This is a genomic window from Actinoplanes sp. NPDC051343, from assembly GCF_044455125.1.
Taxonomy (GTDB): Bacteria; Actinomycetota; Actinomycetes; order Mycobacteriales; family Micromonosporaceae; genus Actinoplanes.
In genome coordinates, this window is record NZ_JBITEL010000002.1 from 689197 (window position 1) to 711209 (window position 22013).

At 71.1% G+C, this 22013-nt stretch carries 24 protein-coding genes and 1 pseudogene; 15 read left to right on the plus strand and 10 right to left on the minus strand.

Annotation, left to right across the window (positions count from 1 at the left end):
- Position 1 precedes the first annotated feature (1 nt).
- From ACIA5C_RS10130 to ACIA5C_RS10160, 7 genes are all read left to right on the plus strand, one after another.
- A complete protein-coding gene (locus ACIA5C_RS10130) occupies positions 2–1024 on the plus strand; it encodes an alpha-hydroxy acid oxidase (RefSeq protein WP_396052977.1) in 1023 nt (340 codons plus the stop codon).
- Entirely contained in the window at positions 1021–2367 is a 1347-nt protein-coding gene (locus ACIA5C_RS10135) for a cytochrome P450 (RefSeq protein ID WP_396052978.1), read from the plus strand. Before ACIA5C_RS10130 ends, ACIA5C_RS10135 begins: the two co-directional genes overlap by 4 nt.
- A complete protein-coding gene (locus tag ACIA5C_RS10140; protein WP_396052979.1) occupies positions 2364–3632 on the plus strand; it encodes a cation:proton antiporter in 1269 nt (422 codons plus the stop codon). Before ACIA5C_RS10135 ends, ACIA5C_RS10140 begins: the two co-directional genes overlap by 4 nt.
- Before the next feature lie 33 nt (positions 3633–3665).
- The gene (locus ACIA5C_RS10145) at positions 3666–4337 is read left to right on the plus strand and encodes a response regulator transcription factor (RefSeq protein WP_396052980.1); all 672 of its coding nucleotides are present in this window, start codon (positions 3666–3668) and stop codon (positions 4335–4337) included.
- Positions 4334–5593 (plus strand): sensor histidine kinase, encoded by a 1260-nt coding sequence (locus ACIA5C_RS10150; protein ID WP_396052981.1) that lies wholly within the window; start codon positions 4334–4336, stop codon positions 5591–5593. The genes ACIA5C_RS10145 and ACIA5C_RS10150 overlap by 4 nt, the downstream gene beginning before the upstream one ends.
- A gap of 127 nt (positions 5594–5720) precedes the next feature.
- Entirely contained in the window at positions 5721–6440 is a 720-nt protein-coding gene (locus tag ACIA5C_RS10155) for a GntR family transcriptional regulator (protein ID WP_396052982.1), read from the plus strand.
- Positions 6437–7228, plus strand: a complete 792-nt coding sequence (locus ACIA5C_RS10160) for a DUF1932 domain-containing protein (protein WP_396052983.1) — start codon at positions 6437–6439, stop codon at positions 7226–7228. The genes ACIA5C_RS10155 and ACIA5C_RS10160 overlap by 4 nt, the downstream gene beginning before the upstream one ends.
- Before the next feature lie 403 nt (positions 7229–7631).
- Here ACIA5C_RS10160 and ACIA5C_RS10165 read toward each other — a convergent pair whose 3' ends face one another.
- Both ACIA5C_RS10165 and ACIA5C_RS10170 read right to left on the minus strand, forming a co-directional pair.
- The gene (locus ACIA5C_RS10165) at positions 7632–8393 is read right to left on the minus strand and encodes a hypothetical protein (RefSeq protein ID WP_396052984.1); all 762 of its coding nucleotides are present in this window, start codon (positions 8391–8393) and stop codon (positions 7632–7634) included.
- Between the two features lie 63 nt (positions 8394–8456).
- Positions 8457–8918: a GNAT family N-acetyltransferase gene (locus ACIA5C_RS10170; protein ID WP_396052985.1), complete on the minus strand. Its 462-nt coding sequence runs from the start codon at positions 8916–8918 to the stop codon at positions 8457–8459.
- A gap of 114 nt (positions 8919–9032) precedes the next feature.
- Here ACIA5C_RS10170 and ACIA5C_RS10175 point away from each other — a divergent pair, with 114 nt between their 5' ends.
- A complete protein-coding gene (locus ACIA5C_RS10175; protein WP_396053106.1) occupies positions 9033–9650 on the plus strand; it encodes an RICIN domain-containing protein in 618 nt (205 codons plus the stop codon).
- Positions 9651–9713: 63 nt separating this feature from the next.
- Here ACIA5C_RS10175 and ACIA5C_RS10180 read toward each other — a convergent pair whose 3' ends face one another.
- Positions 9714–10562, minus strand: coding sequence for a cell wall anchor protein (locus tag ACIA5C_RS10180; RefSeq protein WP_396052986.1), 849 nt, complete (start codon positions 10560–10562; stop codon positions 9714–9716).
- A gap of 231 nt (positions 10563–10793) precedes the next feature.
- Here ACIA5C_RS10180 and ACIA5C_RS10185 point away from each other — a divergent pair, with 231 nt between their 5' ends.
- Positions 10794–11033 carry a hypothetical protein gene (locus tag ACIA5C_RS10185; protein ID WP_396052987.1) on the plus strand — a complete coding sequence of 80 codons (240 nt, stop codon included), beginning with the start codon at positions 10794–10796 and terminating at the stop codon, positions 11031–11033.
- Positions 11034–11333: 300 nt separating this feature from the next.
- On the opposite strand, the pseudogene ACIA5C_RS10190 reads toward ACIA5C_RS10185, so the two are convergent.
- The 3 genes and pseudogenes from ACIA5C_RS10190 to ACIA5C_RS10200 form a co-directional block, all read right to left on the minus strand.
- Positions 11334–11402: pseudogene (locus tag ACIA5C_RS10190) on the minus strand (hypothetical protein); the annotation flags it as partial.
- Between the two features lie 22 nt (positions 11403–11424).
- The gene (locus ACIA5C_RS10195; protein ID WP_396052988.1) at positions 11425–11928 is read right to left on the minus strand and encodes an NUDIX hydrolase; all 504 of its coding nucleotides are present in this window, start codon (positions 11926–11928) and stop codon (positions 11425–11427) included.
- Between the two features lie 484 nt (positions 11929–12412).
- Complete coding sequence (locus ACIA5C_RS10200) at positions 12413–13846, minus strand: sialidase family protein (RefSeq protein ID WP_396052989.1); 1434 nt, start codon at positions 13844–13846, stop codon at positions 12413–12415.
- Between the two features lie 33 nt (positions 13847–13879).
- Between ACIA5C_RS10200 and ACIA5C_RS10205 the strand changes: the two genes are divergently transcribed.
- Both ACIA5C_RS10205 and ACIA5C_RS10210 read left to right on the plus strand, forming a co-directional pair.
- Positions 13880–14239 carry a hypothetical protein gene (locus ACIA5C_RS10205; RefSeq protein WP_396052990.1) on the plus strand — a complete coding sequence of 120 codons (360 nt, stop codon included), beginning with the start codon at positions 13880–13882 and terminating at the stop codon, positions 14237–14239.
- Positions 14240–14262: 23 nt separating this feature from the next.
- Positions 14263–14589, plus strand: coding sequence for a hypothetical protein (locus ACIA5C_RS10210; protein WP_396052991.1), 327 nt, complete (start codon positions 14263–14265; stop codon positions 14587–14589).
- A 17-nt stretch (positions 14590–14606) separates the two neighbouring features.
- On the opposite strand, the gene ACIA5C_RS10215 is transcribed toward ACIA5C_RS10210, so the two are convergent.
- Together ACIA5C_RS10215 and ACIA5C_RS10220 are read right to left on the minus strand one after the other, a co-directional pair.
- Complete coding sequence (locus ACIA5C_RS10215; RefSeq protein WP_396052992.1) at positions 14607–15824, minus strand: hypothetical protein; 1218 nt, start codon at positions 15822–15824, stop codon at positions 14607–14609.
- 14 nt (positions 15825–15838) lie between these two features.
- Complete coding sequence (locus ACIA5C_RS10220) at positions 15839–16369, minus strand: SigE family RNA polymerase sigma factor (RefSeq protein WP_396052993.1); 531 nt, start codon at positions 16367–16369, stop codon at positions 15839–15841.
- A 308-nt stretch (positions 16370–16677) separates the two neighbouring features.
- Between ACIA5C_RS10220 and ACIA5C_RS10225 the strand changes: the two genes are divergently transcribed.
- From ACIA5C_RS10225 to ACIA5C_RS10235, 3 genes are read left to right on the plus strand one after another with little or no spacing between them, the layout of a single operon-like run.
- A complete protein-coding gene (locus tag ACIA5C_RS10225; protein WP_396052994.1) occupies positions 16678–17208 on the plus strand; it encodes a DUF3887 domain-containing protein in 531 nt (176 codons plus the stop codon).
- A gap of 10 nt (positions 17209–17218) precedes the next feature.
- Positions 17219–18514 (plus strand): serine hydrolase, encoded by a 1296-nt coding sequence (locus ACIA5C_RS10230; protein ID WP_396052995.1) that lies wholly within the window; start codon positions 17219–17221, stop codon positions 18512–18514.
- 9 nt (positions 18515–18523) lie between these two features.
- On the plus strand, positions 18524–18949 hold the full coding sequence (locus ACIA5C_RS10235; protein ID WP_396052996.1) for a GNAT family N-acetyltransferase: 426 nt from the start codon (positions 18524–18526) through the stop codon (positions 18947–18949).
- On the opposite strand, the gene ACIA5C_RS10240 is transcribed toward ACIA5C_RS10235, so the two are convergent.
- Entirely contained in the window at positions 18891–19427 is a 537-nt protein-coding gene (locus ACIA5C_RS10240) for an FMN-binding protein (protein ID WP_396052997.1), read from the minus strand. The genes ACIA5C_RS10235 and ACIA5C_RS10240 overlap by 59 nt on opposite strands.
- Before the next feature lie 13 nt (positions 19428–19440).
- The gene (locus ACIA5C_RS10245; protein WP_396052998.1) at positions 19441–20814 is read right to left on the minus strand and encodes a ferric reductase-like transmembrane domain-containing protein; all 1374 of its coding nucleotides are present in this window, start codon (positions 20812–20814) and stop codon (positions 19441–19443) included.
- Between the two features lie 84 nt (positions 20815–20898).
- Between ACIA5C_RS10245 and ACIA5C_RS10250 the strand changes: the two genes are divergently transcribed.
- Positions 20899–22011 (plus strand): PLP-dependent aminotransferase family protein, encoded by a 1113-nt coding sequence (locus tag ACIA5C_RS10250; RefSeq protein ID WP_396052999.1) that lies wholly within the window; start codon positions 20899–20901, stop codon positions 22009–22011.
- Positions 22012–22013 lie beyond the last annotated feature (2 nt).

Here is a 22013-nt window from a genome sequence, read left to right on the forward strand (position 1 = left end):
GGTGCGCACGCTGACCGAGCCGGCGGCCAGGGCGAAAACCAACCTCGATCCGGCTCATTGGGATTTCTTCGCCGGCGGCGCCGGCGAGGAGCGGACCGTACGCGGGAACGAGGACGCGTTCGCAGGACGGCGCATTGTTCCCCGCGTGCTCCGCGGAGTCGGCCGGCGCGACCTGCGCACGACCCTGCTCGGCACCGGCCTGTCGATGCCGCTGCTGCTCTCCCCGACCGCGTTCCACCTGCTCGCGCACCCGTCGGGCGAGGTGGGCACGGCCGGGGCGGCGGCCGCCGAGGGCGTCGTGATGGTGGTCAGCATGGCCGCGACCCAGCCGATCGAGCAGATCGCGGCGACCGGCGCCCCGCTGTGGTTCCAGCTCTACCCGCAGCCGGACGCCGGGTTCGAGAGGCACCTGGTCGAGCGGGCCGCGAAGGCCGGCTGCCGGGCCCTGGTCGTGACCGCCGACTCGCCGGTGTTCGGGCGCCGCGAGCGCGACCTCCGCAACGGCTTCACCGACCTGCCACCCGGCCTGGCCTGCGAGAACATGCGGGACGCGGCGGGCCGGCGGCGCGACATCGCGATGGATCCGACGCTGACCTGGTCGGTCGTGGACCGGCTGCGCGGGCTCACCGACCTGCCCATCGTCGTCAAGGGCGTGCTGCACCCGGCCGACGCCCGGATCGCGGCCGGCCGGGCCGACGCGATCCTGGTGTCCAACCACGGCGGCCGCCAGCTGGACGGCGCGATCGCCACCCTGGACGCGCTCGGGCCGATCGTGGCCGCCGTCGAGGGCCGGATCCCGGTGCTGATGGACGGCGGTGTGCGGCGCGGGACCGACATCCTGGTCGCGCTGGCGCTGGGCGCCACCGCGGTCGGGATCGGACGACCGGTGATCTGGGCTCTCGCGGCGGGCGGGCCCCCGGGCGTACGGGAACTGCTGGCGCACCTGCGCAGCGACCTGGACCATGCGCTCGCCCTGGCCGGAGCGAAGCGACCGGCCGATCTGACCGCGGATCTGATCGCATGACGGTCATCGCGACTGTCCTTGCGACTCTCGCCGTCCTCGGCGCGGCCTGGAGCATTCCGCACTGGTTGCCGCCGCTCGTGATCCGGCTGCGCGAGCAGATCTTCGTCCGGGTGAACGGCACCGAGGGCATCCCGGTGCCCGGGCCGCTGGTCGGCGCCGAGCACTTCGAGCGGGTCTACGCGGACCCCGCGGCCGACGGGCGCAGTCGCGGCGCCGGGCTCTCCGACCTGTTCTGGTATTGGCTGGCCCCGGGCCCGCAGATGCATCAGGAGCACCTGGAACCGGGCGAGCGCTACCGCTCGGTGGCGCGGGTGACCCGCAAGGTTCTGGCCGTGCCGCACGCCGAGTCGGAACGGCTGGCCACCGGCGCGGCCCGGCGCGTGCTCGGCACGCTGCCGCGCGACCGGATCAGCAAGGTGCGCCTGCGCGACCTGATGATGCCGATCTGGGCCGAGGTCTACTACGAGCTCGTCTTCGGCGACCGTTGCCCGCCGGAGGTGCGCAACCTGATCGTCGGCAACGCGGACGACGTCGTGACCGCGTTGAAGGGCACCGGTCTGCGCCACATGCAGCGCCGCTCGCTGCTCACCGACTATCTGATCACCCGGCTGGAGCAGGGTACCTGCCCGGTCACGCTGCCGCCGGAGTTCACCCTGCAGGAGACCGCCTGGTACCTGCAGGGCGCATTCTTCAACACCGCGGTCGTGCAGATGTCCGAGGCGATGGCCCACGTGCTGCTGGCGATCGCGCAGCATCCGGACGTGCAGCGGAGCCTGCCCGACGAGGACGACGCGATCGACCGGGTCATCGACGAGACGCTACGGGTGCACCCGCTGTTCGGCGTCGCGCACCGCATCACGTCGGCGCCGATCGTGGTCGACGACGAGGTCACGTTGCCGGCCGGGTCGGTGCTGCTCTTCAACTACCTGGCGTTCCAGCGCACCGGACCGGCCGCCGACGACCGGTTCGACCCCGGCCGCTGGCTGCGCCTGAAGCCGTCGCAGGCGCATTTCATCCCGTTCGGGGTGACGGCCAACCGGGCCTGCCCGGCCCGGGGCTCGGCACCGGTGATGCTGCGCGCGGTCACCCGCGAGGTGCTGCGCCGGTTCGCCCTGGCCTCCGGCGCAGCACACACCCGGTCGTTGCCGAGCCGCGGACCGGCGTACCTCGCACCGCCCGGCACTGGGCGCCCGGGACCGGCCCGCCTGGCCGGGATGCGCCTGGCCGACCGCTGGGGCGACGCCGGGCGCAGCGTCAAACAGCTCGTGCTCGGGTCCTACATGGTGGTCGACGCCCGGCGGCAGCGGCTGTGCGCGACCTATTTCGAGGAGGCTCCGCGATGACCCCGACCGAACTCGCACCGAGGTTCTTCATCGCGGTCGCGGTGATCCTCGCCTTCTGCCGTGTGGTCTCCTGGTTGCTGGCCAAGGTCGGCCAGCCGCCGGTGGTCAGCGAGATGCTGGCCGGCGTGCTGCTCGGCCCCTCGTTGTTCGGCCTGCTCCTGCCCGGGGTGTCGCACGCCGTCTTCCCACCCGCGCTGCTGCCCGTGCTCTACGTGGTCGGCCAGATCGGGCTGGTGCTCTACATGTTCCAGGCCGGCTACGCCTTCATGAGTCACCGGCAGGGCCGGCTGGCCGCGACCGCGGGAACGATCTCCGCGGCCGGGGTCACCGTCCCGTTGGTGCTCGGCGCGCTGCTCGTGCTGCTCACCGACCACGCGGTGCCGATGCGGAAGCCGGGGGTTTCGCTCGGCGTCTCGGCGGCCTTCGTGGGTGTCGCGCTGGCCATCACCGCGTTCCCGATGCTGGCCCGGATCATCACCGAGCGCGGCCTCGCCGGCACCCGGCACGGATCGCTGTCGCTGGCCGCCGGTGCGGTCGACGACGGCGCCGCGTGGCTGCTCCTGGCGGTCGTGCTGTCGTTCGCCTCCGGCCGGGCCCGGCCGGCGGTACTCGCGCTGGGCGGTGTCCTGGTGCTGGCCCTGGTCGTGTGGTTCGCCGGCCGCCGGGTGACCAGGGCGCTGTTCGAAAGCGAGGGCATCGGCGACCAGGGACGCCTGCTCGGCACGGTCGCACTGCTGTTCCTGATGGCCTGGTACACCGATGAGATCGGCCTCTACGCGGTCTTCGGGGCGTTCATTCTCGGCGTGATCATGCCGCGCGGCGAGCGGGCCGACCGGGTCGTCGACACGCTCACCCCGATCGCGTCGACCGTGTTCGTGCCGCTGTTCTTCACCTACTCCGGCCTGCGGACCGAGTTCGGGCTGTTCGGTGACCCCAAGGTGCTGGCGTTCGCGCTGGCGTGCGTGGTGCTGGCGATCGCCGGCAAGTTCGGCGCCTGCTGGGGCGCGGCCCGGCTGCGCGGCGAGTCGAACGAGGTCGCGCTGCGGGTCGGCGCGCTGATGAACGCCCGCGGCCTGATGCAGCTGATCGCGCTGAACGTCGGCCTGGATGCCGGCATCGTCAATTCGGCCCTGTTCACGGTGCTGGTGCTGGTCGCGCTGGTCACCACGATCATGACGTCGCCGCTGCTGGCCTGGCTGGAGCGGCGCGCGCCGCGCCCGGCCGGGCTTGACTCGAAGATTGTTGCATCAGCAAATGTTCCCTAGGCAAAAACCTCTTATATATGCCATTGTCGATGGATGCGAGGCGGAAGATCGAACCGGCTGCTGTTGATCGAGGATGACCTCGACCTGTCCGAGATGCTGACCGAGACGCTGGCCGACGAGGGATACGTCGTCGACCGGGCCACCGACGGCCAGCGCGGCCTGCACCTCGGACTCACCCGGCCGTACGACGTGATGGTCATCGACCGGCTGCTCCCGGCACTGGACGGCCTCGACGTGCTGGCCAAGCTCAGATCGCGCGCGGTGCCGGCCCGGGCGCTCATGCTGACCGCCCTCGGCACCGTCGACGACCGGATCGCCGGACTCGACGCGGGCGCCGACGACTACCTGATCAAACCGTTCGACCTCGACGAGCTGAGCGCCCGCCTGCGGGCGCTCTGCCGTCGCAACGGCGAATCGACCGACGTACTGCGGATCGGGGCCGGGCTGCTCGACCTGACCGTACGCGAGGTCGTGCGGGCCGACGGCACCCGAGTCGCGCTGTCGGCCCGCGAATTCGAGCTGATCCGGACGCTGGCCGGCCGCCCGGCCGCCGTGCACTCGCGGTCCCAGCTGCGCCGCCGGGTCTTCGACGAGGCGGCGGCCGCGTCCATCGTCGACACGTACGTCTACTACCTGCGCCGCAAACTGGGCCGGACCGTGATCCGCACCGTGCACGGCCTCGGCTACCGGCTGGGAACGCTATGACCCTGGACTGCACCGAGCGGGGCATCGTCCGCCGCGCCCGCCTGCGGATGGGGCTGTTCGTCGGGCTCGCCGTCGGCGCGCTGCTCGGCGTGGTCGGCGTGGTCGCGTACGCGAGCCTGGTCCGCAGCCAGGACCGGCAGATCGGCCAGGAGCTGTCCTGGGGTGCCGAACACGGGACGGTGGCCGGCCCGGTCGGCTGCAACTGGCTCTTCCGGCTGACCGGCTCCCGGCTCGACACCGGGCCCGTCACCCCGCCGCCCGGCTTCCCGATGCGACCGGCCATGGACCGGGTGGCCGCGGGCGGGCCCGCCTCGACCACCGCCTTCACCGCCAACGGCACCACCTACCACGTGCTCACCCAGGCGCGCGGAGACACCGTCGTGCAGGTCGTGTTCGACGCCCGCTACCAGGTCGCCGACCGGCGGCACCTGCTGATGGCCTTCGGGATCGCCGCGCTGATCGGCCTGCTCGCGGCCGGCCTCACCGGGGTGATCGTCGGGCATCGGGCGGTCGCCCCGCTCGCCGAGGCCCTCGAACGGCAACGCCGGTTCGTCGCCGACGCCAGCCACGAGCTGCGCACGCCGCTCGCCCAGGTGCACACCCGGGCCCAGCTGCTCGCCCGGCGGGCCCGCGCGGCCGCCCCGACCGACCAGGGTGACCTCGAACGCCTCATGGGCAGCACCCGCCGGCTCGGCGAGATCGTCGACGAACTGCTGCTCTCGGCCCGCCTCGCCGCCGACCCGTCCGGGCCGGAACACCAGTCGGTCGACCTGACCACCCTGGTCGAGGCCACCGTCGCGACCGAGGCCGACCGGGCCGCCGAACAGGACGTCAAACTGGTGGTCGACGGCCCCGGCGAGCCGCTGCCGGTCACCGGCATCGAATCGGCGCTGCGCCGCGTGGTCGCCGAACTGCTCACCAACGCGCTCGCGCACACCCCGGCCGGCGGGCGCATCACGGTGGCCCTGCATCAGTCAGCCGGCCAGGTCACGCTCGCGGTGGCGGACACCGGGGAGGGCTTCGACCCGGCCGACGGCACCCGGCTGTTCGACCGCTTCCACCGGGGCGCCGGGGCGGGCGAGCGGCGCTTCGGGATCGGCCTCGCGCTGCTGCGCGAGGTGGTCACCGGCCACGGTGGGACGATCACGGCCGAGAGCCGGCCCGGGGCGGGCGCGACCTTCACCGTACGGCTGCCGGCCGGGCCGTCGCCGACCGGCGCGACCCGCCGTGGTTTGCTTCGTTGGGTCACCGGGTAGCCCGGCCTGGGCCCGGAATCTGCCCGCCACGTGGCCGGTCCCCGCCCGACGGACGGATGATCGACGCGGACCGGGTCCGACCGGAAGACTGTCGGAACCATCGACAACTACAGGAACGCGAAAACACATGCCGGCTGAGCGCGACCAGGACCGACGACAGGCGCCCGGCGGCGCGCGCGAGCGCAGAACCCGCGCCGGCGCAGCACCGCCGTCACCGCCGCTGCGTCAGGCGCTGCGCGAGGCGATCCTCAAGGGCGAATACACCCCGGGCGAGCGGCTGATCGAGGCCCAGCTGATCGAGCGGTTCCAGGCCAGCCGGTTCAACGTGCGGGCGGCGATCCAGGAGCTCGCCACCGAAGGCCTGGTCGAGGTGCAGCGCAACCGGGGCGCCCACGTACGCAAGGTGTCGCTGGCCGAGGCGGTCGAGATCACCGAGGTGCGCATGGTGGTCGAAGGGCTGGTCGCGGCCCGCGCGGCCGAGCAGGTCACCGCCGGCCAGGCGACCGAACTGGACGAGATCGGCGTGCTGATGCGGCGGGCGGTCGAGGCGGGCGAATTCCGGCGCTACAGCGACCTCAACCAGCGTCTGCACGGGCTGATCCGGCAGATCGCCGGACACGGCACGGCCGACCGCATCGTCGAGACGCTGCGCGGCCAGCTGGTGCGGCACCAGTTCATGGTGTCGCTGCTGCCCGGCCGCCCGGCGACGTCACTCCCCCAGCACGAGCGGATCATCGCGGCGATCCGCGACCGCGACCCCAAGGCGGCCGAAACCGCGATGCGCGAGCACATCGCCAGCGTCATCGAGGCTCTGCGGTCGACGGACTACTTCGGAGTGCCCTCATGAGCTCAGCAGTCAGCCCGGTCATCGCCGTGCTCGGTCTCGGCGAGGCCGGGAGCCGGATCTCGGCCGACCTGGCCGCGGCCGGCGCCACGGTCCGCGGCTTCGACCCCCTGGTCGCCCCGCCCGCCGGCGTGCGGGCGGCGACGAGCGACGCCGACGCGTGTGCCGGCGCCGCCCTCGTGATCAGCGTGAATAGCGCGCACGACGCGCTGGACGCGCTCGAGCAGTCGCTGCCGGCCCTCGACGGCCAGGCGATCTGGGCCGACTTCAACACCTCCGCGCCCGGGCTCAAGCAGGAGCTGGCGCGAGTCGCGGCCGACGCCGTCCAGGTGGTCGACGTGGCGGTGATGGCACCGGTGCCGCCGACGGGCCTGCGCACGCCGCTGACGGTGAGTGGCCCGGCCGCACCGGCAGCGGCCGGCCTGCTGCGGCAGTACGGCGCTCAGGTGCAGGTTATCGACGGCCCGGTGGGTCAGGCCGCGACCCGAAAGCTGCTGCGGAGCGTCTACTACAAGGGACTCGCGGCGGCGGTGGTCGAGGCACTCGAGGCGGCGCGGGCAGCCGGGCTCGAGGAGTGGCTGGCCGGCAACATCCGCGACGAGCTGGAGAACAGCAACGCGGCCACGCTCGACCGTCTCGTCACCGGCTCGGAAACGCACGCGGTCCGGCGCCGCGAGGAGATGGCGGCCGCCGCCGACCTGCTCGACGAACTGGGCGTACCACCGCGCATAGCCACCGCCAGCCGCGACTGGCTGGCCGACCTGGCCGCCCGCCGCCCCGCCCGGGGATGAGTACCGGCACTCAGGCGGTTCCTCCCCCGCGGTCCGAGCATGAGCGCCATGGACATCTCCGCAGCGCCCAAAGTCACCGCCGCGTTCTACGCTCAGGCGGCTGCCTCGTTCGTCGTCGCCCTGCTCGGTCTGGCCGTCACAATAGGGCCTGATCACCGTCCCTTGCATTCGGTCTGTCCGCCGGGCCACCGCATACACGGCGTACCCCTCGGCCAGCAGCTTGCCAGCCGCAGCCGTTCCCATTCCGGACGAAGCGCGGTCACCGGCATGGTCCTCACCGCTAGCCTCCAGCCAGTGGTCTCCTCGAGACAGGCTGTACGGCCTCCACGCCCGCGCCTATGGCCCATGACGGCCCGGCGCATTGCGGAGGCCTTCGATGTCGTCCGGCGAACGCGGAAACCGATCAGTGGGGGGAGGTGTTGAACTCGCCGCTCAATGCCAGCCCGGCCGAGCAGCCCAACTCCCCCGGGGCCAGCTGGGTGTGCGACGGCCGCCAGAGCGTCACGTTCCCCGGGGCAGTGACGCGGGCGACGACGCAGTCGTACTGGCCGGCGCGCAGCGCAACCCCGACGGCGCCGTCCTGAGCGGTGAAATCCTGGTGGATGGCCGGGTCGAGTTTCAGTCCGGCCACCGCGGCTCGGACGGCGGCCTCGTTCGGGCCGACCGGGTTCAGCACGCTCCGGAGGCGCTCGTCGACGCCCTGCAGGGACGGGTCTCCGGGAACCGGCAGCGGCGCTCCCGCCGGGCAGTTGATGTCGTCGTCGCGGCTGTCCTCCTTCGGGCCCATCCGCAGGCGGAAGCAGATCGGTACGTCGCGCTGCTGGATCACCACGTGATCGAAGCCGCGAGCCACGCCGTGACCCGTCACCTTCAGCACCAGGGTCACCCCGGTCTGCCAGTGGGTCTGCCCGGTGACCGAGAGAATCTGCACGTCGGGGTGCTGGCCCGCCGAATGCAGGTAGTCGCCGGCCTTGTAGAGATGGTCACGCCCGAACTGCGCGAGCACGTCGTCGACCTTCTTCGCCGCGTCGGGCACCGCCGTGTGGTGGATCTGCCAGTCCGGCTGACGGTGGACGTGCTGCTCGTACCGTCCCCTGCCCGCCGCCACGAGGCCCAGCACCACGACTGTCGCGCCGAGCCCGATCCACTTCATTCTCCCCCGCATCGGCCGGATTATGCCGCAGAAAGACTCGGCGGACAGACCCGAAATCAACGCCCTGCGGTCGCTCTATCGGACGTAGTGCCGCATTCGCACCGCTTCCCCGCGCGGTCCGGTCCAGTCAGCGGTCGTCGTGTGCGTGTACCGCCAGCCCGTGCCCTCATAGAACGCGACCGCAGGCGAATTCCGCTTGTCGATGACGTTCAGGATCAGCCGGCCGCCCGCCCACACGGTCACGTGGTCCAGCAGAGCACTGCCGACCCGCAGGCGCCGGGCCGCCGGCGCGACAAACAACCGGGTGACCTCCCGGCCGCTCTGTACGGCGACGTGCCCGACGATGACACCCGGTGAGCTCTCAGCGACCCACGCCTGGTCGAGCTGCGGGTGTTCCAGCCACGCCCGGGGATCCGACGGCCACTTCATCGGATAGCCGTTGGCCAGGCGTACCGCACGCAACACTTCCACACATTGGTCGACGTCCTCGGGACGCCGGGCTCGGATGGTCAGGGGCCGGACAGCCAGGTTGCTCACCGAAGCATCATGAAGCAACGTCGGCATCGGTGCCGCGACCACTGCCACATCGCGGCGGCGCAAATCTCCGCGGCCCCGGGGTCATCTGGCGACCAATGTTCTTTCGCCGACGCGATGGTCACCCGCGCCGCGCCTGCAGGCGCGGCCGGCCGAGCGGAAATCGAACCCGTACCGGTGACAGCGTCGCCACGGGATGGGGAATCGTCCGAAATTTCGCCCCCCGGCGAGCCTCGTACCCGAAGAATCAATCTTGGCCGGGCCACCGTCAGGGCCATACCAGAGGAGAACACGTACGTGAGCAAAGCAAAGTCTGCCGTCAGCGTCGCAGCCACCGTTGTCACCGCGGCCGGTGTCACCGTGTTCGGACTGAGTGGCCCGGCACAGGCTGCAACAAATCACCGGTGGCGTGACGTAGCCACTCAACGATGCTTGGACAGCAACACCAGCGGGCAGGTCTACACCTCGGGCTGCAATAGCGGGAATTTCCAGGTGTGGACAAGCGCGGACGTGTCGTCGCCGCGACTACGCGACTACGCGACCCAGCTCTGCCTCGACAGCAACACCGAGGGCCGCGTCTACACGCTTAATTGCAACGCCGGCAACTTTCAGCACTGGCAGCACATCGGCCAGCAGTGGATCAACGTAGCGACGGGCAAGTGCCTGGACAGCAACACCGACGGAAAGGTCTACGCCCTGGAATGCAACGGCGGGGCGTTCCAGCGCTGGGAGTAGGAATCACCCAGGGTCGACCACACCCGGATCAGGAGCAGTCGACCTTGGGCGGCGTGCCGTTGATCAGATCGCGCAGTCGGACGCGCGGGCGATGTACAGGCCGTGGTTCAGGTAGGCCAGATAGGCGTCGATGGTCGCGGTGCCGAGGACCTGCTGCGCGGCCGCCTGCACGTGGGCACCGGCATTGGTCAGCGTCCGGCCCACCGCAACCCGCAGATCCATCGACCAGACCGTCAGCACCTTCGTCTTCAGGAACGTACGCAGCTCATCCGGCGTAGCGCCCAGCTGCGTCTGAATAGCGCCCGGCAACGTGGTCAGCGAATTCGCATTCGCCGCGGTCAAAATCTGACCCGCCAACACCCGCACAGCCCGATCGGACGCCGTGTCAAGGTCGATGGTGACAAGCTGGCGGACATCCGTGTACACCATGACCGGCCCGGAGTCCGACGCGCGCGCGATGTACAGACCGTCGTTCAGGTAGGCCAGATAGGCGTCGATGGTCGCGGTGCCGAGGACCTGCTGCGCGGCCGCCTGCACGTGGGCACCGGCATTGGTCAGCGTCCGGCCCACCGCAACCCGCAGATCCATCGACCAGACCGTCAGCACCTTCGTCTTCAGGAACGTACGCAGCTCATCCGGCGTAGCGCCCAGCTGCGTCTGAATAGCACCCGGCAACGTGGTCAGCGAATTCGCATTCGCCGCGGTCAAAATCTGACCGGCCAACACCCGCACAGCCCGGTCGGACGCCGTGTCAAGGTCGATGGTGACAAGCTGGCGGACATCCGTGTAAACGACGACCGTCGGGCACGATGCCGTTTCCACCCTCGGCGTTCCGGTTTGAGCCACCGCTGGTGCCGCCGGAATCAGCAGGGCCAGCGCCAACGTGACGCCGGCAGGGATCTTCCATCGCATGTGAACTTGTCCTCCCCGTTCAGTCAAGCCTGTGCGACTTTCGTGGCGAAGCATACGAGATCATCGAGTGCCGCAGGGGACGCCGGAGCCCTTGCTGGAGTCCTTCGAGGAGTGACCGAGCCGCGGCACCGATGGTGTCTTCAGCCGCAAGGGTGACATGAACGGCGGCGGGCCGGGTAAGCAAGATCAGTCAGCACAACAGGGGCTGCGAGCACGCTGGAGGAGAGGATCATGGCGACTACCGAGGCACTTCCCGAGCTGGTCGACGAGCTTTACGCCGCACAGGAGCGGATCGACCGGGACGAGATCTACCGCCGGGCGGTCGCGGCCGGGTTGCCGTCCGACGACATGGCCGTGCTCGACCGGCTGCCCGAGGGCGAATACGCCGAGGATGAGCTGAACGAGGCCATCGCCCAGATCGCCAAGCCCGGCGCCTCCCCGCTGAGCATCGACGAGGAACCCACCGACTGACACGCGGCCCGTCCCCTGCGGGCCTCGCCGCGGCGGGACGGTGTCGTTCCGCCGCTGGAACCCACCGACCGCATCCGAGAACTCGGCGACGCCAGCGTCCGTTCCGTTTCGACACCCACGCGGTGATCTTCAGCGACGACGCCGTCGGCCTAGGAGATGCGACATGCTCGTCGATCGCCACCACTTGGACCCGCCGACTTCGAGGTCGAACGCACCGTGGTTCGCGACGATCAGACCCGGATACCGACTCCGTCAAGCGCTTGTCCGGCTCTCCCGCACTGCGCGTCGATGCCCGCCTTGCTAAAGATCGACTGAACCCAGAAGGTCAAGCAGAAGATCGGTATTGTCGACGGCTGCCTGCAGCGCCTTGCGCGCAGCGGGTCACTGATCTTCATAAGCCGAGTGTGACCGGTTCGGCGGGTACTCCGAACGCGAGTAGGTCGGTCAGAGGCGTGGCAAGGTCACGGGGCGAAAACAGGTCAGGTCCGGTGTAATTTGTGATTTCAGAAAGCTGCCACCATCGAAAGGCGGCGATGTGCTCAGCGGCGAGTTGGTCATCGGTGAACTCGCCTCGCGGCTGGAAGTGGGTAGAGCGGATGAGGAAGTAGTCGTTGACTATGCCGTCGAAGCCGGGCGCATGATCCGCGGTAACCACTACTTGATGCCAGACGTGCGGCGGATCGATGGCGGTGACCAAGCCGGTTTCCTCTCGCAGCTCGCGGCGAAGCGCGGACAGCCCGTCCTCGCCTCGTTCTATGCCGCCACCTGGGGCAGCCCAGACGACCTGTGCTCCGTTCGGCACCGCCGGATGGGGGAAGACGAATCGGCATAGCAGGACGCGATCATTCTCGTCGAGGATGATGGCGCGGGCGGAGGTGCGAAGGTTCAGCGACACGGCAGGCTTCTGCTCCTGTGCGGGTGGCACCGGCAACGATCCAAGTGAGACGCAGGGTAACGCTTCGACCGGCCTAACTCTTCGGTACGGAGTGCCCCGGCACTGGCGTACATGAATGTGTGCCAGCCTCAAGGACATAGGTCATGCGTCTGGGCTCGAACATCGCGGTAAAGCTACTCCGCTCGTCGGCACCGATCTTGATCCGAAGTCTCGGCTCATTCACCTCTTGCTCGCCCCTCGGTAGCACCAACTGCAGGCCGTGCCAGGTGTTCTTACGTGTTCTTCCGAGATCCTGCATCGTCGGAGTAGGAAGCTCCGGCCGAACGCGGAAGCCGGTTCGCAATCCGCGAGATCCTTGCAACAGGCGCTACTCGCGCCGCGAGCGCTGCGGTGGTCCGCTCCGGCGGTGGGAACTACTCCGGCCATCCGGGCCGCTTACCCGGGAGGAGCCGTGTCCAGCGGCGCCTCCCGGGGTGGTTCGCGTTTACGGCCGGATCGCGGCGGCCAGGACGACCTGGTGGTAGGTGCCGCCGCCGGGCGGCGGCGAGGAGAACGCCCAGGCCGCGTAGAACCGGCCGGGCGCGGCCGCGGTGCCGATGTAGTCGCCCGGGAAGGCGGCGCCCGCCTGCGCGGCGTACTGCAGGTCGGAGGGCGGCCCCAGCCGGAGCTGGTCGGGGAACGTACGCGCGCCGTCGTGCGACACGGCGGCCCGCTGCCACACGTACCGGCCGGCGGCGACCGAGGTGTCTCGCAGGCCGTAGGAGACGAGGACCTTCCCGCCGTACGCCGCCACGTCGGCGTTGATCACCTGGGAGGTGGCCGTACGTTCGGTGTCTACGGTGACCGGCGCGCTCCAGTGCACGCCGTCGCTCGAGGACGAGATCCGCAGCACGGACAGGTCGGTGGACGACCACACCGCGTGCAAAAGGCCGGTGGCCGGGTCCACCACCGCCGAGGGCAGGCAGCAGCGTACGTCGGGCACGTCCCCGCCCACGTCGGAGGTCACGGTGACCGCCCCCGACCAGGTACGGCCGCCGTCGTACGAGGTGCGGGCCCGCAGCGGCACGCCCGGCTCGGTGGCCGTCACCGCGGCCCGCAGGTCGGCACCTTCCCGTTCCCGGTCCGGCCTCCGGTCGGTGCCGGTGTAGTCGAGGTAGAGATCGGTGATCGTGCCGTCGGGCCGGATCAGGGCCTGCGAGTCCTGCGTCTCTTCCTGGTCGCCGGGCGTGATCACCACGGCGGCGCTCCAGGTCCGGCCGTGGTCGTCGGACCAGCGCACCCGCTGCTGGGCGAAGTCGCCGACGAAGTAGCTCCAGAATTGGTAGACCCGTCCCCGGTGCGGCGAGCGGGCGCCGGTGTCGACGGCGAGCCAGTTCTTGTCGTTGAAGACCTCGCAGTCGTCGGTGGACTGTGCGACCGACGGGCGGCCGAAGGTGGCACCGCCGTCAGTGGACCGGGACACCAGCACCACGCTGCGGCAGTCGGTCGCGCTGCTGTTGAACGCGATGGTGGAGAGATAGAGGTCGCCGGCCGGACCGAAGCCGAGGACCGGGTCGGATGCGCGGTCCCAGGCTCCCCCGGCCGCGGTCGTGAGGTACGGCACCGGCGCGTGCCGCCAGCTGCGGCCACCGTCGCGGGTCCAGGCGTGGGTGATGCCGACCGCACCCCCGTCGGAGTACCGGCCGTCGTGCGCGACGACCACGGCGACGCGGGGATCGCGGGGCGACACCGCGGCGTCCGGCTCGACCAGGGTGTCCGGCTCGGAGCCGGGCGCGGCCGGTACGTCCTGGCGGGACGCCTGGCTCAGCGCCAGGACGGCGGCGTGGCTGGGCCGGGCCGCGCTGACCGGCGGGCTCAGGGTCAGGACCAGCGCGGCGGCAAGGCCGGCGGATCCGGCGACGAATGGAATCGAGCGCATGCTCACTCCCCGGGCGTCGACGTTGAGACATCGATGACCCTCGCACCGGACAGACCCGGCGGCAAGCCCCGCGGCCCGTCGAGCGTGCACGAAGGCTCCGCAGCTGCTGGAGGCCGCCGTCGAGGTGGCCACGGTGGGCGCGAACAACCAGGTCCCGGCCTGATCAACGACCCGGAGAACCCGCCGCCGGACCTCGCGCAGCCGGACAAGGAGTGGCTCGCGTACGACCCGACGACGCGTACCGCGGCCGTCTCCTACACCCGGTTCTTCTTCGGCGACGGCGGTCAGAGCGGCAACGGCCAGATCGAACTGGTACGGGCTCACCTGCCGGCCAAACCCAGCGCACTGAGCGCCGCCGACCTCACCGGCCCCGCCGTGGTCTGGCCGGAGTAGGCCACCAGCGACACCTACCTCGCGTGGAGCGCAACGTCGACAGCAACCTGTCCAACGGCGACCCGTACGTGTACATCCACGCCGCGAAGGTGCCCGCCGGTGCCGGCGCGCCGAGCCTGGGCGGCACAGCCGCACCGGTCGTGGTCACCGCCGGGCAGCAGAACTCGAGCACAGCAGGCGGGGCGAAGTCGCTGGACGGGACTGCCATCTCCGGATACAGCCGGGGCCCGGGCAACGACTTCCCGAGGAATGGCGGAATCCTCATGCCCCCGCGGCGGGAACCGGCGAGATCTGAGCCGTACATGGAGGAGGCGACGTGCCGGGCCGGCACGTCGCCTCCTCCGTCCTGACCGGCAGGGGCAACCGGTCAGTGGCATGTCCACATGAAGGCCCGGTTCAGCACCGGCGCGTTCTCCTGGTAGCTGCTGTCGGAGCTGTAGCCGCCGGCGGTGTGGCCGTCCGCGCTGAAGCTCCTCACGAGGTAGTGGTGTGCGTCGTGGTCCAGCGGCAGCTTCACCGTGTGGCCGCCGACGGCGATGACCGGAACGAGGGCGGACGCCGTGGGGCCCATTTCCGCGTCCGTGCCGAGGACCCAGCCGTTCGTCGCGCCGAACGCCGAGTCGCCCGCGCTGACCGGCAGGCTCTCGTAGGTGTTCGAGGCGATGCGGAGGCGCACCGACGTGACGCGTTCGCCGCCGCCGGGCAGATTGATCGACACGGTTCCGTACGCCGTGCCCGCACTCATCGAGGACGGCGTGAACTCGCCGGTCTGGCCGTTGACCGTGGCCGGCGGCAGGATGCGGCCGGTGCCGTCAGGGTTCCACAGGTAGCCCTTCTGGTTCTTGCTGAACTCGACGCTGCCCACCAGGGTGCCGTCGTCGCCGATGGCCACGACCTTGCCGCCGGTGGCACCCGACGGCAGCGGCAACCTCGTGGGTTCCGCGCCGGCGGGCGACCAGCGGACCGGTGCCGTCTCCCCGTCCTTGCCGAGCCCGCCGATGATGACGCCGTCGTCGTTGATGCCCACCGCCGAGCCGGTGCCGCCCTTCAGCCGGGTCGCGGTGCCGTTCTCGACGACGTACGGGTACTCGTTGTCGCCGGCGTACGACGAACCGACCCCGACGCCCGTGCTGTTGATGGCGTAGATGTCGGCGTCCTCGCCCGGCACCGTGTTGCCCGCCTGCAGCCGGCTGTCCTTCCAGACCACCGTCTTCGGATGGCGGCCGGGTGGGTAGACGCGGCCGGCAAGGTAGTGCCCGCTCGCGTCACCGGCGGTGACGATCGCCTTGCTGAACCCGCCGGTGGGCAGCCGGTGAATCGTGCAGTCCTTCGGCTCGGCCGGCTTCGGAACCGACGCGGCGGGGGTCCGCGGCCCGGGCTTGGCGCCCGCCGCCCGCACCGCAACCGTTCCCCCGACGGCCGCGGCCACGGTCACCGCGGCGATCGCCGCGGTGCGCGACCACTGCCGTACGCGACGGCGGCGCAGCCCCTCGGCCATCGCCCGCTGCACGTTGATCCTGGACGGCGCGACCGGTTCGGTGCGCAGCGACTCCAAGAGGTGAACCTCTCGGTCGTTGTCGGTCATGCTGTTCCCACCCTTCATCGCGCGCCCCGCATCGCGGGACGGGTAGCAATCAGCCCGGCGGCGTCGGCTCCGAGCAATTTCCTCAAGTGCGTGAGGCCGACCGAGGTCTGGCTCTTCACCGTGCCCTCGGAGCAGTTGAGGAGCTCCGCCACCTCGCGGACCGGCTGATCGCACAGGAACCGCAGCACCAGAACGGCCTGCTGCCGCGGCGGCAGCTCGGCCAGGGCGGCGCGAACCACCGAACGCTCCTCCATCGGCTGCTCGGCCGCCCCCGCACGGTCCGGTACGTGGCTGGTCAGCGCGACCTTCCACCAACCGCGCCGGCGCCCGTCGACGAAGTTCCGAACCAGCATGGTGTTCACGTAGGCGTCGAGGTTGTCGACGCTGTGCCGGCGCGGCCACCGTACGTAAAGCTTGGTGAGCGTCTCCTGCACGATGTCGTCCGCCTCGTGCGCGTCGCCGCACAACAGGTAGGCGGTGCGCCGCAGCGCCGTGACCCGCCCATTGACGTATGCCAGGTATTCACTGTCCGACCCGCCCGCCATCCGGTTACCTGCCCTCGTTGGTCGCCCTCTGCCTCTTCGACGCGGTCCCGCCGGATCAGGTTGTAAAGAATCTCCCGGCGGTTTGAGCGACTCGGGCATCCGACTTTGCCCACTCCGGCAACACAAGGGTGTCGTCGAGGATTCGTGCTGGGCGTTTCGTGCCGCACGTATTAGGATTACGTGCTATGCGGTGTCGCTACTGTGGCCGACCTCTCCCTCCCCGCGAGGGGGTAGGCCGCCACCAGGAGTATTGCAATTCGACCTGCCGGAGCGCGGCCCGCCGACAGCGGTCGGCTGTCAAGGATGACTTGACATCGGCGGCGCCCGGCGGGACGCTCGGGGAGGTAGGGGCCGCGCACCGGCAGGTGCTCGAGGCCCAGGACCTTCTGCGCGCCGCGGTCGAGCGGGCCCGCGCCGAGGGCCGCACGTGGCAGGAGATCGGAGAGGTCGTGGGCACCACCCGGCAGGCTGCGTTCCAGCGGTTCGGCAAGCCGGTCGACCCGCGTACGGGGCAGGCGATGACCGCCGGCCTGCCGGACGCCGCCGACCGCGCGCTGGCGTTGCTCAGCGAGTACGCGGCGGCCCGGTTCGAGCGGGTGCGTGAAGACTTCGACGAGATCATGCGGCGTGAGCTCGACACCGAGCGGCTGGCCTCGGTGTGGGCGATGGTCGTCGGCAGTGTGGGCGCGTTCGAACGCTTCGGTGAGCCGGTCGCCCACGCGGCCGGCGACCTGACCGTGGTCGACGTCCTGATGCACTTCGAGGCCGGCACGGCCGTGGCCCAGGTCAGCTTCCGTCGTGAAGGGACGGTTGCGGGCCCGTTCATCCGCCCGGCCTGAGGGGGTTCCCATGTTCCGCCGCATCATCACGTCCGGCGCGGTCGCCGCGCTGGTACTCGGTCTGGCCCCGGCACCGGCGCCGGCCGCGCCGGTGGCCACGGCCGACAGTCAGTTCGCCTGGTTGGTCGACGTCACGTCCCGGCTTCCGGCCACCGACTCCGAACTCGGGCAGCATCTGGACGCCACGATGCTGGCCGCGGTCGGCGGGGCGGACGGGTTCAACAAGGTCGTGCAGCCGTTGGGGGCGTTCACGGCGGGGCCGGTCGTGTCGCGGACGGCGGACACGTTGCGCCGGGTGGTCACCGCGGCCTCGGCCGGCGGGCTGCTCGCCACTCTGGTCGTCGACGCCGGCGGGCTGCTTTCCGGGTTCACGCTCACCCCGTACCTTCCGGCGCCCACCTCGTGGGCGCAACTTGACTCCGCGCTCAAGAAACTCGCGCCCCGGGTTTCCTTCGCCGCCGCCCGCGTCACCGCCTCCGGGTGCAGGCTCGTGCACGGCGTCGATCCGGGCACGGCCCGGCCGCTCGGCTCGGCCTTCAAGCTGTACGTGCTGGGAGCCCTCGCCCGCACGATCGGCGCGGGCAACCTGTCGTGGAACACACCGCTGGCGCTGAACCCGGCGTGGAAATCGCTGCCCTCGGGCGTGCTGCAGGATCAGCCGGACGGCAAGGTCTACACGCTGGCCCAGTACGCCGACTACATGATCTCGATCAGCGACAACACGGCCGCCGACCATCTGCTGCACGAGGTCGGGCGCGATCGCGTCGGCGAGCAGTTCGGGCTGTTCGGCAACCATGCGACCGGCAACGCCCCGGTGCTCACGACGCGGGAACTGTTCGTGCTGCGGAGCTGGCATTATCCGCTGGTGGCCACCGCGTACGCGGCCATGTCGCCGCGCCTGCGCGGCCCGGCCCTGACCGCTCTCGACCGGGTGCCGCTCACCTCGCTCGGCGCCTGGGCCCAGCCCCGCATGATCGACGAGCTGGAGTGGTTCGGCTCGCCGCTCGACATGTGCCGCGCGATGGCCGGCCTCTGGGCCTTCCACGATCCGCAGGTCGGCACCGCGATGACCCGCAACGACGGCGGCATCGGCATGCCGGCCGCCGGCTTCCCGACGGTCTGGTTCAAGGGCGGCTCCGAACCGGGTGTGCTGACCCTCAACTATCTGGCCCAGGCGTCCGACGGCTCGCTGGTCACGGCCAGCCTGATGCTCTCCGACCCGGCGCACCCGCTCGATGAGGCGACGGCGGCACCGCAGGCGCTGGCTCTGCTCCGGGGCGCCCTGCACCTTGCGGCGGCCGATTAATGTGCGCTGATGTCTGTCAGTTGGCCGCCCGACCCGATCCGGACCGGACGTCTCGTGCTGCGCGAGTCGGAGGCGCGCGACCGGGCGGCATTCGTCGAGCTGTCCGCCTCGCCGGAGGTGAACACCTACCTCGGTGGTCCGCGGCCGCCGGACGAACTCGATCGCATGCCCGAGGTTCCCGGACGCCGCCCCGGCGTCTTCGTCGTCGACCTCGGCGGAACGATGATCGGTGCGGTGATGCTCGAGCGGCGTGACCTCGGGCCTCCCGGTCGCGGCCGGCCGGAGGTCGATCTGGGTTACCTGTTCCGGCCCGGGGCCTGGGGCCACGGGTACGCCGCCGAGGCCTGCGCGGCGGCCCTCGACCGGTTCGCGGCGTCTAGAGGCCCGCGGCGTCCAGCGCGGACTGGAGTGACTGCAGATAGCCGTCGCTGGTGACGGTGGCGCCGGAGACGGTCTGGATGTCGGCGCTCTGGGCCTGGAGGGTCTCCTGCGTGAGCTGCGGCAGGGCGAAGGCGTTGATCTCCTGGTCGCGGCCGTTGCCGTTCGGATAGACCGGCACCTGCACGTCGGTGATCTTGCCGTTGGCGACCGTGATGGTGACCTGCACGTCGCCCCAGCGGGTGCCGGCCGTCGAGCCGGTGTAGGTCTTCGCCGCCTTGCTGCTGCCGCTGCTCTGAGCGCCGGCACTGGCGCTCGGCGACGGCGTCGCGCCGGAGTTGTCGCTCCCGCCGGTGGCCGAGCCGCCCGAACTGCCGTCGCCGCCCGAGGTGCCTGCCGTGGGCGAGGTGGCCGGGGTGGCCGGGGCTACGGCCGCGACCGCGGGGGCCGCGCCGCCGCCGGTACTGGTGCGGTAGCTGAAGAGCAGCACGACCGCGGCCACGGTGGAAAACAGCCAGAGGGTGATACGTCGCATCAGGTCAGACCTTCTACCAGGAGAACTGTTCGGTGTGGAGACGCTCGTCGGGGACGCCCGCGGCGCGTGCGGCCGCACCGGCGGCGGCGGTCCAGGCCTCCGGCCCGCACACGTAGACGTGCGCCTGGGCGACCTGCGGTGCGACCTGCTTCAGCGCGTCGGCGTCGGCGTGGTCGGCGTACTGGGCGGGCAGCCACGACGGGCGGGACGCGCGGCCGCCGAGTAGATGGATGATCTGCACGCCGCGCTGGTGGGCGAACCATTCCAGTTCGTCGCGGAACGCGATCTCCGACTCGGACCGGGCGCGATAGACCAGGGTGGCCTGGCCCGGCGCGTACGGGAGTTCGCCGAGCAACGCGAGCAACGGCGTGATGCCGATCCCGCAGGCCAGCATCACCACCGGCCCACCGGTGCAGGAATCGCCGGTCATCACCCCGTACGGCCCTTCGATGAGTGCCCGGACGCCGGGCCGCAGCCCGGCGACGCGGGAGCTCCCGTCGCCGAGGTCCTTCACGGTGATCCGCAGGAGGTGGCCGTGCGGGGTCGCGGACAGCGAGTACGGATGCGAACGCGTCCAGCCCGGTCCGTCGAGGAAACGCCACTGGAAGAACTGGCCGGCCCGAACCGGCAGGCGGTCCAGCCGGCGGCCCCGCAGATAGATGGACGTCAGGCCGGCGCCCTCGTGGACGACGTTGTCGACCGTCAGACCATGCCGAAGGTTGCGCCACAACGGCATCCCGACCCGGTAGCCGAGGACCGCCGCGGCGGCCACCGCCCACAGCGTCCACCAGTAGACCGTCGCGGCCGGCGAGGCCAGGAAGTCGCTGCCGGTCCACAGCTGATGCGGCAGGGCGAGGCCGACGCCCAGGTAGGCGTAGAGGTGCAGCAGGTGCCATGACTCGTAACGCAGCCGGCGGCGGGCTCTCCTGATCGAGGTGACCACGACCATGATCAGCGCGATCGTGCCGCCGGTCGCCAGCAGCATCCCCGGGTAGTCAAGGATCAGGTCCCAGAGTTCGCCGAACGCGTTGCGGCCGGCCGCGTAGCCCAGGGTGATCAGCACGATGTGGGCGACCATCAGCCAGAACGACGTGAACCCGGTCCACCGGTGCCACCGCGCGAGCCGGTCCTGGCCGAAGGCGCGCTCGGCCACCGGGATCCGGGCCATCAGCAGCACCTGCAGCAGGAGCAGGTCGGCGGAGAACAGCCCGGTCAGGCGGCCGGTCGAGTCGAGCGGGTCGGTGGCGAGCTGCTGCCAGCCGCCGTTGCTGAGCCAGAGGGCGGCCACCAGGAGCAGGCTCACCCCGGCCGCGCTGGCGGCCGCATCCGGGTACCACCGCGGTGCGGTCTTGATCCGGAGCGCGGGCCGGGCGGCAGTGATGGTCACGCCTTCAACCATCGGCGGTATTGCTGCGAGCGCCAAGAAGCGGAGGATATGAGGTTCCTATGAATCACTTCTACGATGGTCAGCGTGCCCATCGTCCAGTTCGAGGACCGGCCCCTGCTCGACCTGGGCTGGGGGCATCCGCGGGCCGATCTCCTTCCGGGCGACGGCTGGGCCCGGGCTTGCGGGCGCGCGCTTTCGGCGTACGGATGGCAGGCCCTCACCTACGGCAATGCGGCCGGGCCGGCGCCGTTGATCGACTGGCTCTGTGAGCGGGCCGGCGACACCACGCCCGACCAGGTCTTCGTCACCGCCGGGGCGTCACACGGGCTGGCCCTGGCGACCGAGGTCCTGACCCGCCCCGGCGACGTGGTGCTCGTCGATTCGCCGTCCTACCACCTGGCGTTCCCGATCCTCGCCGACCGGGGCGTCACGCTGGTGCGGGCCCCGGCCGACGAACACGGTCTGCTGCCGCACGAACTGCCCGATCTGGGCCTGACCGCTCCCCTGCTCTACCTGGTGCCGACCTTCGCCAACCCGACCGGCCGCAGCCTGCCCCCGGAGCGCCGCCGGTCGCTCGCCGACCTGGCCCGGAGCGGGCGGGTGACGGTGGTCGAGGACGACACCTACCGCGACCTGGCCTACGACTTCCCCGCCCCGCCGTCGCTGTGGTCACTGGCGGGCGGGCACGGCGTGGTGCGGCTGGGCTCGTTCGCCAAGACGGTCGCGCCGGGCCTGCGGCTGGGCTGGCTCACCGGCTCGCCGGACCTGGTCGACCGGCTCTCCCGCCTCGGCTACGTGCACAGCGGCGGCGGCGTCAACCACACCACCGCGATGACCATGGCGATGTTCGGTGCCGACGGCCTCTACGGCCGGCACGTCGCCCGGCTCCGGCAGGAGTACGCCGCCCAGCGTGACGCCCTGGTCGGCGCGCTCGGCGAGTACGGCTTACCGGTCGAGTCCCCGGCCGGCGGCTGGTTCGTCTGGCTTCGCCTGCCGACGTCCGCCCAACTTCTCCTCCCCGTCGCCGAGCGGCACGGCGTCTCCTTCACCCCCGGGCCGCATTTCTGGGTCGACGGCTCGGGCGGCGACGACCGGGCCCGGCTGAGCTTCTCCCGCCTGCCCGGGCGCGACCTGGCCGAGGCGGCCCGCCGGCTGGCGGCCGCCGTGGTTGCGGCCCGCGCCGGCCCGCCTGCTTAGAT

Excerpts from the sequence above, each read along its gene's own strand:
- ACIA5C_RS10185 (WP_396052987.1), top strand. The coding sequence starts at position 10,794 with ATGGCGACTACCGAGGCACTTCCCGAGCTGGTCGACGAGCTTTACGCC.
- ACIA5C_RS10150 (WP_396052981.1), top strand. The coding sequence starts at position 4,334 with ATGACCCTGGACTGCACCGAGCGGGGCATCGTCCGCCGCGCCCGCCTG.
- ACIA5C_RS10240 (WP_396052997.1), bottom strand. The coding sequence starts at position 19,427 with ATGCGACGTATCACCCTCTGGCTGTTTTCCACCGTGGCCGCGGTCGTG.
- ACIA5C_RS10155 (WP_396052982.1), top strand. The coding sequence starts at position 5,721 with ATGCCGGCTGAGCGCGACCAGGACCGACGACAGGCGCCCGGCGGCGCG.
- ACIA5C_RS10180 (WP_396052986.1), bottom strand. The coding sequence starts at position 10,562 with ATGCGATGGAAGATCCCTGCCGGCGTCACGTTGGCGCTGGCCCTGCTG.
- ACIA5C_RS10175 (WP_396053106.1), top strand. The coding sequence starts at position 9,033 with ATGGTCACCCGCGCCGCGCCTGCAGGCGCGGCCGGCCGAGCGGAAATC.
- ACIA5C_RS10230 (WP_396052995.1), top strand. The coding sequence starts at position 17,219 with ATGTTCCGCCGCATCATCACGTCCGGCGCGGTCGCCGCGCTGGTACTC.
- ACIA5C_RS10165 (WP_396052984.1), bottom strand. The coding sequence starts at position 8,393 with ATGCGGGGGAGAATGAAGTGGATCGGGCTCGGCGCGACAGTCGTGGTG.
- ACIA5C_RS10140 (WP_396052979.1), top strand. The coding sequence starts at position 2,364 with ATGACCCCGACCGAACTCGCACCGAGGTTCTTCATCGCGGTCGCGGTG.
- ACIA5C_RS10145 (WP_396052980.1), top strand. The coding sequence starts at position 3,666 with ATGCGAGGCGGAAGATCGAACCGGCTGCTGTTGATCGAGGATGACCTC.
- ACIA5C_RS10235 (WP_396052996.1), top strand. The coding sequence starts at position 18,524 with ATGTCTGTCAGTTGGCCGCCCGACCCGATCCGGACCGGACGTCTCGTG.
- ACIA5C_RS10220 (WP_396052993.1), bottom strand. The coding sequence starts at position 16,369 with ATGGCGGGCGGGTCGGACAGTGAATACCTGGCATACGTCAATGGGCGG.
- ACIA5C_RS10215 (WP_396052992.1), bottom strand. The coding sequence starts at position 15,824 with ATGACCGACAACGACCGAGAGGTTCACCTCTTGGAGTCGCTGCGCACC.
- ACIA5C_RS10205 (WP_396052990.1), top strand. The coding sequence starts at position 13,880 with ATGACCCTCGCACCGGACAGACCCGGCGGCAAGCCCCGCGGCCCGTCG.
- ACIA5C_RS10135 (WP_396052978.1), top strand. The coding sequence starts at position 1,021 with ATGACGGTCATCGCGACTGTCCTTGCGACTCTCGCCGTCCTCGGCGCG.
- ACIA5C_RS10200 (WP_396052989.1), bottom strand. The coding sequence starts at position 13,846 with ATGCGCTCGATTCCATTCGTCGCCGGATCCGCCGGCCTTGCCGCCGCG.
- ACIA5C_RS10160 (WP_396052983.1), top strand. The coding sequence starts at position 6,437 with ATGAGCTCAGCAGTCAGCCCGGTCATCGCCGTGCTCGGTCTCGGCGAG.